Origin of the sequence: Arenimonas sp. MALMAid1274 (assembly GCF_049195245.1) — a bacterium.
Classification (GTDB): Bacteria; Pseudomonadota; Gammaproteobacteria; order Xanthomonadales; family Xanthomonadaceae; genus Arenimonas.
On sequence record NZ_JBMIRR010000027.1, the window covers coordinates 178,033 to 194,519 of the forward strand.

General features: G+C 69.2%; 15 protein-coding genes and 1 tRNA gene. 8 read left to right on the forward strand and 8 right to left on the reverse strand.

Annotation, left to right across the window (positions count from 1 at the left end):
- The first annotated feature begins 28 nt into the window (after positions 1–28).
- From hfq to ACOQFR_RS09215, 5 genes are all read left to right on the forward strand, one after another.
- Entirely contained in the window at positions 29–304 is a 276-nt protein-coding gene (gene hfq / locus ACOQFR_RS09195; protein ID WP_421381160.1) for an RNA chaperone Hfq, read from the forward strand.
- A 41-nt stretch (positions 305–345) separates the two neighbouring features.
- Positions 346–1,662 carry a ribosome rescue GTPase HflX gene (gene hflX / locus ACOQFR_RS09200; RefSeq protein ID WP_421381162.1) on the forward strand — a complete coding sequence of 439 codons (1,317 nt, stop codon included), beginning with the start codon at positions 346–348 and terminating at the stop codon, positions 1,660–1,662.
- Between the two features lie 65 nt (positions 1,663–1,727).
- Positions 1,728–2,840, forward strand: coding sequence for an FtsH protease activity modulator HflK (gene hflK / locus ACOQFR_RS09205; RefSeq protein ID WP_421381164.1), 1,113 nt, complete (start codon positions 1,728–1,730; stop codon positions 2,838–2,840).
- 1 nt (position 2,841) lies between these two features.
- Positions 2,842–3,717 (forward strand): protease modulator HflC, encoded by an 876-nt coding sequence (hflC, locus tag ACOQFR_RS09210; RefSeq protein ID WP_421381166.1) that lies wholly within the window; start codon positions 2,842–2,844, stop codon positions 3,715–3,717.
- 29 nt (positions 3,718–3,746) lie between these two features.
- Positions 3,747–5,039, forward strand: coding sequence for an adenylosuccinate synthase (locus ACOQFR_RS09215; RefSeq protein WP_421381168.1), 1,293 nt, complete (start codon positions 3,747–3,749; stop codon positions 5,037–5,039).
- A gap of 34 nt (positions 5,040–5,073) precedes the next feature.
- Here the strand turns inward: ACOQFR_RS09215 and ACOQFR_RS09220 are convergent, their stop codons facing one another.
- The 5 genes from ACOQFR_RS09220 to ACOQFR_RS09240 all read right to left on the reverse strand — a co-directional run bounded on the left by ACOQFR_RS09220 (position 5,074) and on the right by ACOQFR_RS09240 (position 10,263).
- On the reverse strand, positions 5,074–5,550 hold the full coding sequence (locus ACOQFR_RS09220) for a hypothetical protein (RefSeq protein WP_421381170.1): 477 nt from the start codon (positions 5,548–5,550) through the stop codon (positions 5,074–5,076).
- 81 nt (positions 5,551–5,631) lie between these two features.
- A complete protein-coding gene (locus ACOQFR_RS09225; protein WP_421381172.1) occupies positions 5,632–5,826 on the reverse strand; it encodes a YbdD/YjiX family protein in 195 nt (64 codons plus the stop codon).
- Between the two features lie 10 nt (positions 5,827–5,836).
- Positions 5,837–7,906: a carbon starvation CstA family protein gene (locus tag ACOQFR_RS09230; protein WP_421381174.1), complete on the reverse strand. Its 2,070-nt coding sequence runs from the start codon at positions 7,904–7,906 to the stop codon at positions 5,837–5,839.
- A gap of 105 nt (positions 7,907–8,011) precedes the next feature.
- Positions 8,012–10,072: a tetratricopeptide repeat-containing sulfotransferase family protein gene (locus ACOQFR_RS09235; protein ID WP_421381176.1), complete on the reverse strand. Its 2,061-nt coding sequence runs from the start codon at positions 10,070–10,072 to the stop codon at positions 8,012–8,014.
- 106 nt (positions 10,073–10,178) lie between these two features.
- Positions 10,179–10,263: transfer RNA gene (locus ACOQFR_RS09240), tRNA-Leu, on the reverse strand.
- A 189-nt stretch (positions 10,264–10,452) separates the two neighbouring features.
- Between ACOQFR_RS09240 and rnr the strand changes: the two genes are divergently transcribed.
- From rnr to ACOQFR_RS09255, 3 genes are read left to right on the forward strand one after another with little or no spacing between them, the layout of a single operon-like run.
- Complete coding sequence (gene rnr / locus ACOQFR_RS09245) at positions 10,453–12,858, forward strand: ribonuclease R (protein WP_421383253.1); 2,406 nt, start codon at positions 10,453–10,455, stop codon at positions 12,856–12,858.
- 27 nt (positions 12,859–12,885) lie between these two features.
- Positions 12,886–13,638 carry a 23S rRNA (guanosine(2251)-2'-O)-methyltransferase RlmB gene (gene rlmB, locus ACOQFR_RS09250; RefSeq protein ID WP_421381178.1) on the forward strand — a complete coding sequence of 251 codons (753 nt, stop codon included), beginning with the start codon at positions 12,886–12,888 and terminating at the stop codon, positions 13,636–13,638.
- Positions 13,635–13,934, forward strand: coding sequence for a CBU_0592 family membrane protein (locus ACOQFR_RS09255; protein WP_421381180.1), 300 nt, complete (start codon positions 13,635–13,637; stop codon positions 13,932–13,934). Before rlmB ends, ACOQFR_RS09255 begins: the two co-directional genes overlap by 4 nt.
- Positions 13,935–14,169: 235 nt before the next feature.
- Here the strand turns inward: ACOQFR_RS09255 and cysK are convergent, their stop codons facing one another.
- The 3 genes from cysK to ACOQFR_RS09270 are packed head-to-tail and all read right to left on the reverse strand — an operon-like array spanning position 14,170 to position 16,476.
- Positions 14,170–15,126 (reverse strand): cysteine synthase A, encoded by a 957-nt coding sequence (gene cysK / locus ACOQFR_RS09260; protein WP_421381181.1) that lies wholly within the window; start codon positions 15,124–15,126, stop codon positions 14,170–14,172.
- Between the two features lie 27 nt (positions 15,127–15,153).
- Complete coding sequence (gene rnt / locus ACOQFR_RS09265) at positions 15,154–15,798, reverse strand: ribonuclease T (RefSeq protein WP_421381183.1); 645 nt, start codon at positions 15,796–15,798, stop codon at positions 15,154–15,156.
- A 24-nt stretch (positions 15,799–15,822) separates the two neighbouring features.
- Positions 15,823–16,476, reverse strand: coding sequence for a DoxX family protein (locus ACOQFR_RS09270; RefSeq protein ID WP_421381185.1), 654 nt, complete (start codon positions 16,474–16,476; stop codon positions 15,823–15,825).
- Positions 16,477–16,487: the final 11 nt, after the last annotated feature.

A 16,487-nucleotide genomic window follows, 5' to 3' on the forward strand; every position in this document is an offset into this window, starting at 1 on the left:
CACAAAAAGAAGAACGGAGTCCATCCCCATGTCCAAAGGCCAATCCCTCCAGGATCCCTTCCTCAATGCCCTGCGCCGCGAGCGCATCCCGGTGTCCATCTACCTGGTCAACGGCATCAAGCTGCAGGGCACGATCGAAAGCTTCGACCAGTTCGTGGTCCTGCTGCGCAACACCGTCAGCCAGATGGTCTACAAGCACGCCATTTCCACCGTGGTGCCGGCGCGCAACGTGCGCGTGGGTCCGGGTGGCGGCGCCGTGGCGTCGGGCGCGGGCGAGGACGACGAGGCGGGCCAGGACGATTGACGCCCTTGCACGGCGGATCGGCCCACTGATGCGCCGCACCGATGTTTGAGCGCGCCCGCAAGGGTGAACAGGCCCTGCTGATCCAGCCCTATGCGCCGGGCCAGCAGGACCCGGCCCTGCTCGAGGAATTTTCCGAACTGGCGCGCTCCGCCGGCGCCACCGTGGTCGGCACCCTGATGGCGCGCGTGGAGAAACCCAACGCCGCCTACTACATCGGCACCGGCAAGCTGGAAGAGGCGCAGGCCGCCTGCGAAGCGACCGGCGCCGACCTGGTGCTGGTCAACCACCTGCTCACGCCCGGCCAGGAACGCAACCTGGAGAAGGCGCTCAAGCGCCGCGTGGTCGACCGGACCGGGCTGATCCTGGACATCTTCGCCCAGCGCGCCGCGACCCACGAAGGCAAGCTGCAGGTCGAACTGGCCCAGCTCAAGCACTGGGCCACGCGCCTGGTGCGCGGCTGGACCCACCTCGAGCGCCAGCGCGGTGGCGCGATCGGATTGCGCGGCCCCGGCGAAACCCAGCTCGAGCTCGACAAGCGCATGCTGCAGAAGCGGCTGGAGTCGCTGCAGGCGCGCCTGGACAAGGTCGAGGTGCAGCGCACCCAGATGCGGCGCGCGCGGCTGCGCAACGACGTGCCGCGGGTCGCGCTGGTGGGCTACACCAATGCCGGCAAGTCCACGCTGTTCAACCTGCTGACCGGCTCGGGCGTTTACGCCGACGACCGCCTGTTCGCCACGCTCGATCCCACCGTGCGGCGTGTGGAGGGCGTGGCGCCGCTGGTGCTGTCGGATACCGTCGGCTTCGTGCGCGACCTGCCGCACGAACTCGTCGCCGCGTTCCGGTCCACCCTGGCCGAGACCCGCGACGCCGACCTGCTGCTGCACGTGGTGGACGCCGCCGACGAACTGCGCGACGAACGCATCGTGCAGGTGGACCGGGTGCTGGAGGACATCGGTGCCGGCGACATCCCGCAGGTGCTGGTGTTCAACAAGATCGACCGGATCGAGGGCGCCCAGCCGCGCCACGATCCGGAAGTGGAAGGCCGCGAGCGGCTGTGGCTGTCGGCCCGGGACGGGCAGGGCGTAGAGCTGCTGCGCGACCTGCTGGCCGGCCGGTTCGTGGACCATCGCCTGCGGGGCGAGCTGGCGCTGGGACCCGGTGAAGGCCGCCTGCGCGCCCGTCTTCACACCCTGGGTGCGATCCTGTCGGAAACCACCGATGAAAACGGCTGGGTGCTGCAGCTGGACCTGCCGCTGGCGGCCGCCGAACGGCTGGCAAGCGAGCCGGGTGGGCATTTGCTGCAGCCCCTCTTGCTTGTGGCCCCCGGCGCCCCTACCTACAATCCCGACACTGACTAATGCGCCCCCGCCGGCCCTGGCCCCCGCCAGGAAGCCGGCCCGGAGTGCGCGACGGAGCATCAAGCATGGCCTGGAACCAGCCTGGTAAAGGCAACCAAGACCCCTGGAAAGGCAAGGACCCCGGCAACGAGGTCGAAGCCTTCCTGAACCGCCTCAAGGGCATGTTCGGCGGCGGCGGTTCCGGCGGCGGTCGCGGCGCGCCCGCGGCGGGCTCGTTCAACCCCGTGCCCTGGGTGGTCGGCCTGCTGGCCATCTGGGTGGTGTTCAACAGCTTCAAGCTGATGGACGAGCGCGAGCGCGGCGTGGTGCTGCGCTTCGGCGAGTTCAACCGCATCATGACGCCCGGTCCGAACTTCAAGTGGCCGTGGCCGATCGAGACCGTCACGGTGGTGGATGCCACCCAGGTGCTGACCCTCAGCGACCAGGTGCGCGTGCTCACCAAGGACGAGAACATCGTCGACATCAAGTTCAACGCCCAGTACACCAAGTCCGACCCGCGCCTGTTCCTGTTCGGTTCGCGCGACCCGGAAGAGACCCTGCGCCAGGCCGCCGAAAGCGCCGTGCGCGAGGCGGTGGGCCAGAGCCGCATGGACACCGTGCTGTTCGAACGCGCCGAGCTGGTCATCATGGCGCGCCAGCGCCTGCAGGCCTCGCTCAACGACTACCAGACCGGCCTGGTGCTGACCGAGTTCAACCTGCCCGACGCCCGTCCGCCGGAAGAAGTGAAACCGGCCTTCGACGACGCCATCAGCGCGCGCGAGGACAAGAGCCGCATCGAGAACGAGGCCGAGGCCTATGCCAGCAAGATCGTGCCCGAAGCCCGCGGCTCCGCCGCCGTGGTGCGCACCCAGGCCGAGGGCTACCGCGCCTCGGTGATCGCACGCGCCGAGGGTGACACCGAGCGCTTCCGCCTGCTGGCCGACGAGTACCGCAAGGCCCCCGAGGTCACCCGCCAGCGCCTGTACCTGGAGACCATGCAGGACGTGCTGTCGCGCAACCGCAAGGTGATGTCGGGCAACGACAACATCCTCTACCTGCCGATTGGCGCCACCCCGGCTGGCGCCGCACCGGTCGAGGCGCCGCTGGTGCGCATGCCGTCCACCCAGGCGGTCGCCCCGGAACCCACTACCCCCAGCGCCGAGCGCAACCGCGCCGACGCCCGCACGGGAGGCCGCTGACATGCTGCGCGGAACCACGCTAGCCATCCTGCTCATCGTCGCGGGCCTGCTGGGCCTGATGGGCTCGGTCTATGTCGTCAACGAAGGCCAGACCGCCATCGTGCTCAACCTGGGCAAGGTGGTGCGCAGCGACGTCGAGCCAGGCCTGCACTTCAAGTGGCCGCTGGTGGAGGAGGTGACCAAGTTCGACCGGCGCATCCTCACCCTGGACGACGCCCCGGAGCGCTATCTCACCTCGGAGAAGAAGGATGTCAGCGTCGACTTCTTCGTCAAGTGGCGCATCGACGACGTGTCCACCTTCTACCGCGCCGCCAGCGGCGGCAACGAGGAGGCGGCCAAGCTGCGCCTTACGCCGATCATCAAGGATGCGCTCCGCCAGGAAATCAACCGCCTGAGCCTGCAGGACGTGGTGTCCGGCGCCCGCGTCGACCTGACGGCCCGCCTGCTGGAGGCCACCAAGGACGGCGCCGCCACCCTGGGCATCGAGATCGTCGACATCCGCATCAAGCGCATCAACCTGCCCGAGGATGGCAACATCCTGAGCTCGGTCTTCGAGCGCATGCGCGCCGAGCGCACCCGCGTAGCCAATCAGCTGCGCGCCGAGGGCACCGAGGGCGCCGACGAGATCCGTTCGGAAGCGGAACGCGAACGGCAGGTCATCCTGGCCGAGGCCGAGCGCGATGCCCAGCGCGTGCGCGGTGCCGGTGACGCCCGGGCGGCCGAGCTGGCTGCGGCCGCCTACGGCCAGGACGCCGAGTTCTATGCCTTCTACCGCAGCCTGGAGGCCTACCGGAACTCGATGGCCGATGGCCAGTCGGTGCTGGTGCTGGATCCGGACTCCGAGTTCCTGAAGTATTTCGGCAACGACAAGCGCTGAGCGCACCAAACAAATTTCGGAGTCAGGTCATGGGTCAGTCGGTGGTGGTGCTGGGCGCGCAGTGGGGCGACGAGGGCAAGGGCAAGATCGTCGACCTGCTGACCGAGGAAATCGGCGCGGTCGTGCGCTTCCAGGGCGGCCACAATGCCGGCCACACGCTGGTGATCGGCGGCAAGAAGACGGTGCTGCACCTGATCCCGTCGGGCATCTTGCGCGCCGACGCGCTGTGCCTGATCGGCAACGGCGTGGTGCTGAGCCCGGCGGCGCTGAAGAAGGAAATCGGCGAGCTGGAGGCCAATGGCGTCGAAGTGCGTTCGCGCCTGAAGATCAGCCCGGCCACGCCGCTGATCATGCCCTACCACATCGCCCTGGATCAGGCCCGCGAGAAGGCCGCCGGCGGCGCCGCGATCGGCACCACCGGGCGCGGCATCGGCCCGGCCTACGAGGACAAGGTGGCGCGCCGCGGCATCCGCGTGGCCGACCTGAACTACCCCAAGGAGCTGGCCGAAAAGCTCCGCACCACGATGGACTACCACAACTTCGTGCTGACCAAGTATCTCGGCGTCGAGGCGGTGGACTTCCAGAAGACGCTGGACGAGGCGCTGGAGTTCGGCGCCTACGTCGACCCGATGAAGGCCGACGTCGCCGGCATCCTGCACGACCTGCGCAAGCAGGGTAAACGCGTGATGTTCGAGGGCGCGCAGGGTTCGCTGCTCGACATCGACCACGGCACCTATCCGTACGTGACCTCGTCGAACACGACGGTGGGCGGCGCGATGGCCGGCACCGGCGTCGGCGCAGACGCGATCGACTATGTGCTGGGCATTGCCAAGGCCTATGCCACCCGCGTCGGCGGCGGTCCGTTCCCCACCGAACTCAACGACGCCACCGGCGAACTGATCCGCCAGAAGGGTGCGGAGTTCGGCGCCACCACCGGCCGCCCGCGCCGCTGCGGCTGGATGGACATCGTCGCGCTCAAGCGCGCGGTGGCCATCAATGGCATCACCGGCCTGTGCATCACCAAGCTCGACATCCTGGACGGGATGGAGAAGCTCAAGATCTGCATCGCCTACGAGTACCGCGGCAAGCGCACCGAATACGCGCCGCTGGACGCCGCCGGCTGGGACGAGTGCACGCCGGTGTACCTGGAGTTCCCGGGCTGGGAGGAAACCACCGCCGGCATCACCGAGTGGGACAAGCTGCCGCCGGCGGCGCGTGCCTACCTGCGTGCGCTGGAGGAGCTGGCGGGCTGCCCGCTGGCCATCGTTTCCACGGGTCCGGGGCGCGAGTCCACGATCGTGCTGCAGGATCCGTTCGCCTGAGTTCGGAGCGGGGCGGGGCACGCGGCCCCGTTCCTCAACTGCCGTTTTCTTCGACGATGCCACGCGCCGTCGCGGCATCGCGACGACGCTGCGCCGCGGTCAGGCATACGCTGCGCCGGCGGTTGCTGCCGATCACCTGTTCGCGCACGCAGATCATGCGGCTGTCGGCGCGGGCCGTGGCGAGCGTGGCGTTGATGGCGTCCTGTTCGCTCCGGATCGCCGTGCGCTGCGCTTCCGGCAGCTGCGCGAGCGATTCCACCGTGGACAGGTCCGTGCCGATGCGTCCTAGTGCTTCCTTCACCCGCCTGCGATCGTGTTCGCGCAGTTCCGAATAGTCCTGGGTGTCGCCGAGGGCCTTGAGGATCTCTGCGGAGCGCGCTTCGAACTCGGCGGCGGTGGCGTCGTCGGACAGCTCAAGCCGCAGTTCCGGGGCGATCTTCGCGTGCGCGAAACCAGCAAGAAGGCAGAGGCTGGCAGCCAGCAGGCGGGCGGAACGCAGGGCGGACGGCATGAGGCAACAACTCCGGAAGGGTGTACGTCCGATGCTAGGCGGCGGGCTCCCCCAGCGTCAACGCGGCAGCCGGCGCCTGGCTCAGCAGCAGCGGCCATTGCCACCGCCGTAGCGTGACTGCTGGCACGCGTGGAAGAACTGCGCCTCCGTCAGCGGTTCGCGCCCGGGATGTTTCGCGCGCTGGTGCGCCAGGTAGCTGGCGTAGTCCGGCAGGCCCACCAGCATGCGCGTCGTGCGGGCGAGGTGGCTCCAGGCAAGCTTGAGTCGCGAGGTCATGGGCGTCTCCTCAGACCGGCACATGGTCGGCGGGAATCGGTTGCGCCGGCCGTTCGGTGTCGCTGCGCTGCGGATTGCGCCGCGCCTTCGCGATTGCCGTGACCGCGTAGAACAGGATGCTGGCCACCACCATCAGGAACAGGGCGGTCAGCCCGGTGTTGAGGTAGCCGTTGGACACGATGTGCTGCATCTGGTCCATGGACTTGGCCGGCGCCAGCAACTGGCCGTCGGCCATCGCCGCCTGGTACCGGCGCGCCTGCGCCATGAAGCCCAGTGCCGGATCGGGATCGAAGATCTTGATCAGGCCCGCCGTGGTGGTGCAGATCAGCAGCCACACCGCCGGCACCGCCGTCACCCACGCGTAGCGCTCGCGCTTGAGCTTGAACAGAACCACCGTGGCCAGCATCAGCGCGATGCCCGCCAGCATCTGGTTGGAGATGCCGAACAGCGGCCACAGCGTGTTGATGCCGCCCAGCGGATCCACCACGCCCTGGTAGAGCAGGTAGCCCCACAGCGCCACGCAGCCGGCGGTGGCCACCAGGTTGGCCAGCCAGTTCTCGGTGCGGCGCATCGCCGGCACGAAGGTGCCCAGCAGGTCCTGCAGCATGAAGCGGCCGGCGCGGGTGCCGGCATCCACCGCCGTCAGGATGAACAGCGCCTCGAACAGGATCGCGAAGTGGTACCAGAAGGCCATCGTGCCTTCGCCCGGGATGACCTGGTGCAGGATCTGCGCAATGCCCACCGCCAGCGTGGGCGCGCCGCCCGCGCGTGAGAGGATGGTGGATTCGCCGATGTCGTCGGCGGTCTGCTGCAGCATTTCCGGCGTGATCGAGAAGCCCCACTGCGTCACCGTGGCCGCGACCGTCTGCACGTCGGCGCCGACCACCGCCGCCGGGCTGTTCATCGCGAAGTAGACGCCGGGCTCGATCACCGACGCGGCCACCATCGCCATGATCGCCACGAACGATTCCATCAGCATGCCGCCGTAGCCGATGTAGCGGGCGTGGCTTTCATTGGCCAGCAGCTTGGGCGTGGTGCCCGAGGCGATCAGCGCATGGAAGCCCGACACCGCGCCACAGGCGATGGTGATGAACAGGAAGGGGAACATGCCGCCCTTCCACACCGGGCCGCTGCCGTCGGTGAACTGGGTCAGCGCCGGCATCTTCAGGTCCGGGTTGATCAGCAGGATGCCGATCGCCAGGCCCACGATGGTGCCGATCTTGAGGAAGGTGGACAGGTAGTCGCGCGGCGCCAGCAGCAGCCACACCGGCAGCACCGCGGCCACGAAGCCGTAGCCCACCAGCATCCAGGTGATCTGCACGCCGGTGAAGGTGAAGGCCGGGCCCCAGGTGGGATGCGCCGCCACTTCGCCGCCGAGCCAGATTGAACCCAGCAGCAGCACCAGTCCCACCACCGAGATCTCGCCGATCTTCCCGGGCCGCAGGTAGCGCATGTACAGGCCCATCATGATCGCGATCGGAATGGTCGCGATCACGGTGAACATGCCCCAGGGACTCTCCGCCAGCGCCTTGACCACGATCAGCGACAGCACCGCCAGGATGATGATCATGATCAGGAACACGCCGAACAGGGCGATGGTGCCGGGCACGCGGCCCATTTCCTCGCGCACCAGGTCGCCCAGCGACCGGCCGTCGCGGCGGCTGGAAATGAACAGCACCATGAAATCCTGCACCGCGCCCGCCAGCACCACGCCCGCGATCAGCCAGAGCGTGCCGGGCAGGTAGCCCATCTGCGCCGCCAGCACCGGCCCCACCAGCGGCCCGGCGCCGGCGATGGCGGCGAAGTGGTGGCCGAACAGCACGTGCTTGTTGGTGGGCACGTAGTCCAGGCCGTCGTTGTTGAGCACCGCCGGCGTGGCGCGGTTCGGGTCCAGTCCCATCACGCGGGTGGCGATGAACAGGCCGTAGTAGCGGTAGGCCACCAGGTAGATCGAGACCGAGGCCACCACGATCCACAGCGCGCTGACGCTCTCGCCGCGGCGCAGCGCCACCGTGCCCAGCGCGAAGGCGCCGACGATGGCCAGCAGGATCCACAGCAGGTGGCGCGTGAGCTTGTTCATGCCGGCTTTCCGTCGAGGGGCGTGCGGCCAGTCTAGGCGGGTCGCCGCCGCGAAGCATCCGGTGTGCCGCGCAGGCTTGCGCAGGCGCAGGTCCCGGCGGCGCGCTCAGTCGATCGTGTAGCCGAGCCGCCGCGCGTGCGCGCCCAGCGTGTCCATCCACGGCTGCAGCTGGTCGCGATAGCGCAGCCAGCGCGCTGCGGCGCGGCGGGGTCCGCGGTGGGCCGGCGCGTCCGCGCGCGGAGCCTCGGGCGCGCCCTCGAGACCGAGGAAGGCGAAGACTTCCGCCAGCGCGGATTCAGGCGACTCGGCCAGCGACTCGTAGCGCACCTGGGCCAGCGGCAGCGTGATGCGAGGCTGCAGGCGCTGCCACAGGCCCATCACCGCGTCGTAGCTGCGCACGGCGCCGGCCAGGCTGTGGAAGTTGATGCCCGCCTCGCCCATGGCTTCGGCACGCATGAAGTTGGCCAGCACCACGTCGCAGGGATGGCGCAGCGACCACAGCAGGCGCGCGCGTGGGAACAGCGCCTGCACCAGCCCCACGTGCAGCGTGTGCAGCGGGGCCCGGTCCACGACCTGGGTGCCGGCGGCGACGCCCAGGCGCGAGAGCGCCAGGCGATAGGAGCGTCGCAGCGCCATGCGGTCGGTGCGGTCCAGGCGCGCGATGGCGCCGGGATAGCCGCCGGGCAGGCCAGCGATGATGCCCACCACCGGCGCCAGCGTGGGCTGGTCCACGCAAAGGCCCAGGGCCGGATGCCGGCGCAGCGCCGCGTCCAGCGAAGCGTGGTCCGAACGGGGAAAGCCGAACTGGAAACAAAGGTCGGCGCCGGTGTCGCCATCGCCGTCGTCCACGCCGTCCAGGCCGGGCGCGCCGTCCTTCAGCCAGGCCTGCACCTCGTCCACCCGATGGAACAGCGCCTCGGCGTCCGGCTTGCGGAAGCTCAGGTTGGCCGCGGCCAGCTGGTTGGAGGCCTCGAAGGCGCGGAAGGCCTCGTCGCTGCGGGCGTTGCGGTCCAGCACCCGGCCCAGTTCGTGCTCGTAGCGCTGGCGCACGCGCGGCGTGATCTTGCGCGCGTCCAGCCGCCGCAGCCGCGCCTCCGCGCCCAGGCTGTCGCCGCGGCGACGGTCCAGCCGCGCGGCCTGCACGTTGAGCAGGGCGTGCTGCGGCGCCAGCGTCAGCCCGGTCTGCACCGCCTGCTGCGCATGCGGCAGGTCGTCGAGCGCCTGGTAGACGATGGCCAGCTCGGCCCAGGCGTCGGGATCGTCGCCGCGCAGCTTGAGTGCCTGCTGCAGCGAACGCTTCGCGGCCTCGTACTCGCGCTGCTCGCTCAGCAGCGTGCCCAGGTAGTAATGCGCCCACTGGTGCAGGGGATCGAGCTCGAGCGCACGCTGCAGTCGCTGGCGGCCTTTCGCCAGCTGGCCGAGGCGCTGCAGGCAGGCGCCGGCGTTGACCATCGCCTCGACATCGTCGCGGTTGAGCTTGAGCAGGGACTCGAAGCAGGCCAGAGCCTCGCCGGGCTGGTCCATCGCGTACAGGTTGATGCCCAGGTTCAGGCGCGCCGAGCGGTAGCCGGGCGAGATCGCCAGCGCACGCTGCAGGGCCTCGCAGGAGCGTTCCAGCTCGCCGTTGGCGCGCAGCGAATGCGCCAGGTTGTGCCAGGCCTCGGGATAGCGCGGATCGGCGTGCACGGCGCGCTCGAACTCGGCCAGGCCGCCGGCGGTATTGCCCTGGTTGTGCAGTGCGCGGCCCAGGTGGTTGTGGGCCGGGGCATGGGCGGGGGCGATCGCCAGCGCGCGGCGGCAGGTGGCGGCCGCGCCGGCGTAGTCGCGCGCCAGGTGCTGTTCGAAGGCGGTGGCGACGAGGCTGCGCGGCTCCTCATCCGACCGGGGCCGCATGCGGATCACGGCCACGGCCTCGGCGTTGCGGCGCTCGCCGACCAGCTGCTCGCGTGCGCGCTCGTTGCAGATCGGATCGGTGCCGAACTCGCGCAGGATGGCCAGCGCGCCTTCGGCGTCGCCGGCGCGCAGGCGCAGCCAGCCCAGGTGCCAGGCCGCGGTGGGGTCGGACTCGGTGCGCGCAAGGTGCGCCAGCAGGGTGTCGGCCTCGCCCGGCTTGCCGTCGGCGGCCAGCGCCAGGGCGTGGTCGATGCGTTTGGGATCGGCGGGCATGCGGGTGTCCGGTGGAATCTCAGCGCGATTGTAGGGCCGCCCGGCGTGGCCGGCCCGACCGCCGGGCAAAGAAAAAGGCCCGCCGAAGCGGGCCTTTCCTTTGATCTGGTGCCCGGGAGAGGACTCGAACCTCCACGGTTTTACCCGCTAGTACCTGAAACTAGTGCGTCTACCAATTCCGCCACCCGGGCAGGGGCTTCCCGAGCGAGCGCTGGGAAGCCGCATAAGTTAATCGCGCGGCCTGGGCTTGTCAATTGCCCGGCGCGCAAACGGCATCGGCGGCCGGCCGTACAGGCTGGCGGGTGTACCATTCAGCCATGACAAAAGCCCCAAAGAAGCCCGGCAAGGCCGGCAATCTCCCCGGTTGGATGCCCGACAGCATGCGCGGCACCGCGCCGGCCAAGTCCGGTCCCGCCGCCAAGTCCCCGAAGTCCGCCAAGTCCGCCAAGCCCGGGCCGGCGGCCGGCAAGGGCCCCGCGCCCGGCAAGGCCGGGAAATCCGGCAAGCGCAGCGGCCCGCCCGCAGCGGCCCATCGTGGTGGCCCCGGCGGCAAGCCGCCGCGTGGCCCGCGCGGTTCCGGCGCCGGCATCCATGACCCGCATGCCTCGCGCGAAGCGCAGAAGTACGACCAGCCCATCACCAGCCGCGAGGCCATCGCCGAGTTCCTCACCGAGAGCGCCGGCCCGCTGACCGCCGAAGACATCGCGCGCGCGCTCAACCTCACCGCGCCCGACCGCTTCGAGGCGCTCAGCCGGCGCCTGGCGGCCATGCTGCGAGACGGCCAGCTGCTGATGAACCGCCGCGGCGGCTATGCCGCCGCCCAGAAGCTGGACCTGATCGCCGGCACCGTGATTGCCAATCCCGACGGCTTCGGCTTCCTCAAGGCCGAGGACGGCGGCGAAGACCTGTTCCTGCCGCCGGGCGAGATGCGCAAGGCGCTGCACGGCGACCGCGTGCTGGCCAGCGTCACCGGCGTGGACCGCCGCGGCCGCCGCGAAGGCGCGATCGTGGAGGTGCTCGAACACCGGCTCACGCGCCTCACCGGCCGCTACAGCGAACGTTCCCGCATCGGCATGGTGGTGCCCGACGACCGCCGCGTGCTGACCGAAGTGCTGATCCCGCCGGAAGACCGCAACGAGGCCCGCGAGGGCCAGCTGGTGGTGGTGGAAGTGACCGCGCCGCCGGAAAAGGGCCGCCCGCCGATCGGCCGCATCCTGCTGGTGCTGGGCGACAAGCTGACGCCCTCGCTGGTGGTGGAAGCCGCCATCCACGGCCACGACCTGCCGCACGTGTTCCCGCGCGAGGCGCTGGCCGAGGCCGCGCTGGTGCCGGTGGAAGTGCCGGAGGCCGAGACCCGCGACCGCGTGGACCTGCGCAAGGTGCCCCTGGTCACCATCGACGGCGAGGACGCCAAGGACTTCGACGACGCGGTCTGGTGCGAGCCCACCGGCACCGGCTTCCGCCTGATCGTCGCCATCGCCGACGTTTCGCACTACGTGCGCCCCGGCACTGCGCTGGACGACGAGGCCATCAAGCGCGCCACCTCGGTGTACTTCCCGGGCTTCGTGGTGCCGATGCTGCCCGAGACGCTTTCCAACGGCATCTGCTCGCTGATGCCCAAGGTCGAGCGCATGTGCTTCGCCTGCGAGATGCAGGTGGATTTCGAGGGCAACGTCACCGCGTCGAAGTTCTATGAAGCCGTGATGCGTTCGCACGCGCGCCTGACCTATACCCAGGTGTGGAAGGCCGTGGGCGAGGCCGACACCGCCGACGGCGCCGAGGCCGTGGCCCAGATCGGCTCGCTGATGCCCCAGGTGCAGCGCCTGCACCAGCTGTACAAGGTGCTGGCCAAGGCGCGCAACCGCCGCGGCGCGATCGAGTTCGAGTCGGGCGAAGTGCGCTTCGTGCTCGACAACAGCGGCGAGGTGATCCAGGCCGGCATGATGGAGCGCAACGACGCCCACAAGCTGATCGAGGAATGCATGATCGCGGCCAACGTCGAGGCCGCGAAGTTCGTCACCGCCAAGCAGATCCCGGCGCCGTTCCGCGTGCATCCGCGCCCGCCGGAGGCCAAGTACGCCGATCTGCTGGAGTACCTGTCCGAGTTCGGCCTGAGCCTGCCGCCATGGTCGAAGGTGCAGCCGAAGGATTTCACCAACCTGCTGCGCAAGATCCGCGTGCGGCCGGATGCGCCCCTGCTCGAGACGGTGCTGCTGCGCTCCCAGAGCCTGGCTGTGTACCAGACCGAGAACCTGGGCCATTTCGGCCTGGCGCTGGAGGCCTACGGCCACTTCACCTCGCCCATCCGCCGCTACCCGGACCTGCTGCTGCACCGCTCGATCAAGCACGCGCTGCTGTCGGGAGATCCGGACGGCTTCCGCTATTCGGCCAAGGAGATGTCGGCGCTGGCGCTGCACTGCTCGGCGATGGAGCGGCGGGCGGACGAGGTCGAGCGCGAAGTGGACGAACGCTACCGCAGCGCCTGGATGGAAAAACACGTCGGCGACGAGTTCGACGGCGTGGTCAGCGGCGTCACCAACTTCGGCCTGTTCGTGGAGCTGGCCGGGTCCAAGGTCAATGGCCTGGTGCACGTGACGCAGCTGCCGCACGACTTCTACCACTTCGATCCGCTGCGCCGTTCGCTGGCGGGCGAGCGCACCGGGCTCAAGTTCCGCTTGGGTGATCCGGTGCGGGTGCTGGTGCTCAAGGCCAGCGTCGAGGACAAGCGCATCGACTTCAAGCTGGTGGTGCCGGAAGGCGCGCCGAAGAAAAAGAAAAAAGCCTGACCCAAGCGGCATGACGGGAAGATCGCAATGAGCAAGAAGGACAACTGGATCGCCGGCATCAATGCGGTGGCCTCGGCGCTGGAGCACGACGTCGAGAACGTGCGCGAAGTCCTGATCGAGGGTGGCGCCAAGAACGCGCGCCTGACCGAGATCGAGGAAACCGCACGCCGGCGCGACGTGTCGGTGCGGCGCATCCCGCTGCAGTCGCTGGAGGGCATCGTCGGTGCGCTGCGCCACCAGGGCGTGATCGCGCGCTACGAGGCGGCCAAGCCCACCGACGAGTCCGAGCTGCCCGGCCTGGTGGAAGCCGCCGGAGGCAAGGCGCTGGTGCTGGTGCTCGACGGCGTGCAGGACCCGCACAACCTGGGTGCCTGCCTGCGCAGCGCGGCGGCGGCCGGCGTCACCGCGGTCGTGATCCCCAAGGACAAGGCCGCGCCGATCAATGCCACGGTGCGCAAGACCTCGGCCGGCGCCGCCGACCGCATCCCGGTGGTCAGCGTCACCAACCTGGCCCGCACCCTGCGCGCCCTGCAGAAGATGGGCGTGTGGATCTACGGCCTGGACGGCGAAGCCACCCAGGCCATCCACGGCATCGACTTCACCGGCAACGTGGCGATCGTGATGGGCGGCGAAGGCGAGGGCATGCGCCGGCTGACGCGCGAACACTGCGACGGCCTGGTGAAGATCCCGATGCCCGGCGAAATGGAAAGCCTCAACGTCTCGGTCGCGACCGGCGTTGCCCTGTTTGAAGTGGTCCGACAGCGTGGAGCCAAGGCATGAGCCTTCAGTGGTTTGATTTCGTGGGACTGGCCGGCGTGGCCTTCGTGCTGGGCGCCTTCTACCTGCTGCAGGCCGGCAAGCTGGCCAGCGACTCGATCGGCTACCAGCTGGCCAACCTGTTCGGCGCCATCTTCTTCCTGGTGTCCATCTTCGGACCGTCGCCGGATTTCCGCGACGTGATCTCGGTCACCATCATGCAGTTCGCGTGGATCGCCATCAGCCTGTATGGCATGTGGCGGGGCATCCGGGCTCGCGCTGAGCGCTTCCGCAACCGCAAGTCGCCGCCGGGGGCGTGATTTTTGCCGCGGATTTTCGCGGAGGGCGCGGATAGGGCGATTTGACGCGGATCAACGCGGATGACGCCGATAGGGCAATTTGACGCGGATTGACGCGGATGACGCGGATAAGACCGTTGATGGCCACCGGTCGCACGATGAATGCCGGCCACCATACTGCGGCCACGACCTCCCGATCATTCTTTCCTTTTTCGGCTCTATCCGCGTCATCCGCGTAAATCCGCGGCAAAAAAAATCAACCCAACCCCGCCGCCCAGTCCTCATCGGAGCCTTCGTTGATGCCTTCGAAGAGGAAGGTGCTGAGGTAGCGTTCGCCGGTGTCGGGGATCATGGCCAGCACGACGCTGCCGGGTTCGCAGGTGCGGGCCACTTCCAGCGCCGCGGCGAAGGTGCCGCCGCCGGAGATGCCGCAGAAGATGCCTTCCTGGGTGGCCAGGGCGCGCGCAGTGTCACGGGCCAGCAGGTCGGTGACCGGCACGATCAGGTCGTAGATGTCGCGGTTGAGCACGGCCGGGATGAAGTCCGGCGTCCAGCCCTGGATCTTGTGCGGCTGCCATTCCTTGCCCGACAGCAGGGCGGCGCCGTCGGGTTCGGTCACCGCGATCTTCAGGTCGGGGCGCGCGGCCTTGAGCACTTCGCCGGCGCCGGTGAGGGTGCCGCCGGTGCCGTAGCCGGTGACGAACCAGTCCAGCCGGCGCGCGGCGAAGTCGCGCAGGATTTCCGGGCCGGTGGTGCTGCGGTGGTAGGCCGGGTTGGCCGGGTTCTCGAACTGGCGGGCCAGGAAGGCGCCGTGTTTTTCCGCGAAGGCAGCGGCGCGCCTGACCATGCCGCTGCCGCGCTCGGCCGCCGGGGTCAGGATCACCTTGGCGCCCAGGCCGCGCATCAGCTTGCGGCGCTCTATCGAGAAGGTCTCGGTCATGAAGGCCACGAACGGATAGCCACGCGCCGCGCAGACCATCGCAAGCGCGATGCCCGTGTTGCCCGACGTCGCCTCGACCACCATCTGCCCGGGCTTGAGCACGCCCGTGCGTTCGGCATCCAGGATGATGGCCAGCGCCAGCCGGTCCTTCACCGAGGACATCGGGTTGAAGTACTCGAGCTTGGCGTACATCGCCACGCCGGGCGGCGCGAGCCGGTTGATGCGCACGATGGGTGTGTTGCCGACGGTACCGAGGATGCTGTCGTGGATCATGGCTTGCTCCCGAGGGTGAGCGAAGGATCAGTCCTGGTGCGCGGCGGCGAGGTCGTTTTCCGAAAACTGGCGCCAGCGGTTCAGGACTGCGCAGAACAGGTGCGCGGTGCGTTCGGTGTCATAGACGGCCGAATGGGCCTGGTCGCCGTCCCAGGGCAGGCCCGCGGCCTGCACGGCGCGGCTGAGCACGGTCTGGCCATAGGCCATGCCGGCCAGGGTGACGGTGTCGAAGGTGCTGAAGGGATGGAAGGGATTGCGCTTGTGGCCCACGCGCGCGACGGCGGCGTTGAGGAAGCCGAGGTCGAAGTGCGCGTTGTGCCCGACCAGGATGGCGCGCTGGCAGCCGTTGCGCTTGGCCGCGGCGCGCACGGGCGCGAAGATGTGGTCCAGTGCGGCGCGTTCCTCCAGCGCGCCACGCAGCGGCGAGTCCAGGCGGATGCCGGTGATCTCCAGCGACTTGGGATCGATCTGCGCGCCTTCGAAGGGCTCGACGTGGGTGCTGACGGTTTCGCCCAAGACGTAATAGCCATCGCCGTCGAGCTCGATCGGGATCGCGGCGATTTCCAGCAGCGCGTGCCGGCTGCAGTCGAAGCCGCCGGTTTCCACGTCCACCACCACCGGGAGGTAACCGCGGAAGCGCTCGGCCATGCGCGGCAGGGAAAAGGATTCCATGCCGGCAGGATAGCAGCCCGGGGCTCAGGCCAGCAGCAGGCGATCCAGTGCGATCAGCAGCAGGCCGACGATGGCCAGGGTCAGGCCGAGGGTCGGCATCAGCAGGGCCAGCGGCAGGCCCAGCACCAGGGCGGCCAGGCCCCAGGCCAGCGCGTCCTGGACCGGACGCCGCTCGCCGCTGCCGTAGCGGCTGGCGATGGCGGCATCCAGGCTGAACTTGCCGGCGCCCTTGAACACCAGCGGCAGCAGCATCAGCGCGAACAGCAGCGGCAGCTTGAAGTTGCCAAAGCCCTTGTCGGTGATGGCATAGCCCTTGGCCAGTTCCTGCACGCCCATCCAGTCCATCGGCCAATGCACCGAAGCGGTGGCGACGGCCGTGAGCACCAGCAGCGAGAAGGCGAAGAAGCGCGTGCCCAGGCCCAGGGCCAGCGCCACCGCGCCGATCAGCTCGGCCCAGGTCGCCATCGTCCAGCTCAGGTCGGCCGGCACGCGGTCGAACGGGAACGGGAAGTCGGACTGGATGCCGGAGAACCAGTTCTCGCCGCGGAATTTTTCAATGCCGGCCTCCCAGAACTCCCACGCCAGGATCAGCCGCAGGCCCAGCGGGGCCAGCCAGTCGCCAACACCGTCCAGCCGTTCGGTGAGCGCTGTCCAGCGCTCGCTCAGGGATACACGCATGGGAAACTCCG

Bases quoted from the DNA above. Each gene is read 5' to 3' on its own strand.
- hfq (WP_421381160.1), top strand. From the start codon at position 29: ATGTCCAAAGGCCAATCCCTCCAGGATCCCTTCCTCAATGCCCTGCGC.
- hflX (WP_421381162.1), top strand. From the start codon at position 346: ATGTTTGAGCGCGCCCGCAAGGGTGAACAGGCCCTGCTGATCCAGCCC.
- hflK (WP_421381164.1), top strand. From the start codon at position 1,728: ATGGCCTGGAACCAGCCTGGTAAAGGCAACCAAGACCCCTGGAAAGGC.
- hflC (WP_421381166.1), top strand. From the start codon at position 2,842: ATGCTGCGCGGAACCACGCTAGCCATCCTGCTCATCGTCGCGGGCCTG.
- ACOQFR_RS09215 (WP_421381168.1), top strand. From the start codon at position 3,747: ATGGGTCAGTCGGTGGTGGTGCTGGGCGCGCAGTGGGGCGACGAGGGC.
- ACOQFR_RS09220 (WP_421381170.1), bottom strand. From the start codon at position 5,550: ATGCCGTCCGCCCTGCGTTCCGCCCGCCTGCTGGCTGCCAGCCTCTGC.
- ACOQFR_RS09225 (WP_421381172.1), bottom strand. From the start codon at position 5,826: ATGACCTCGCGACTCAAGCTTGCCTGGAGCCACCTCGCCCGCACGACG.
- ACOQFR_RS09230 (WP_421381174.1), bottom strand. From the start codon at position 7,906: ATGAACAAGCTCACGCGCCACCTGCTGTGGATCCTGCTGGCCATCGTC.
- ACOQFR_RS09235 (WP_421381176.1), bottom strand. From the start codon at position 10,072: ATGCCCGCCGATCCCAAACGCATCGACCACGCCCTGGCGCTGGCCGCC.
- rnr (WP_421383253.1), top strand. From the start codon at position 10,453: ATGCGCGGCACCGCGCCGGCCAAGTCCGGTCCCGCCGCCAAGTCCCCG.
- rlmB (WP_421381178.1), top strand. From the start codon at position 12,886: ATGAGCAAGAAGGACAACTGGATCGCCGGCATCAATGCGGTGGCCTCG.
- ACOQFR_RS09255 (WP_421381180.1), top strand. From the start codon at position 13,635: ATGAGCCTTCAGTGGTTTGATTTCGTGGGACTGGCCGGCGTGGCCTTC.
- cysK (WP_421381181.1), bottom strand. From the start codon at position 15,126: ATGATCCACGACAGCATCCTCGGTACCGTCGGCAACACACCCATCGTG.
- rnt (WP_421381183.1), bottom strand. From the start codon at position 15,798: ATGGAATCCTTTTCCCTGCCGCGCATGGCCGAGCGCTTCCGCGGTTAC.
- ACOQFR_RS09270 (WP_421381185.1), bottom strand. From the start codon at position 16,476: ATGCGTGTATCCCTGAGCGAGCGCTGGACAGCGCTCACCGAACGGCTG.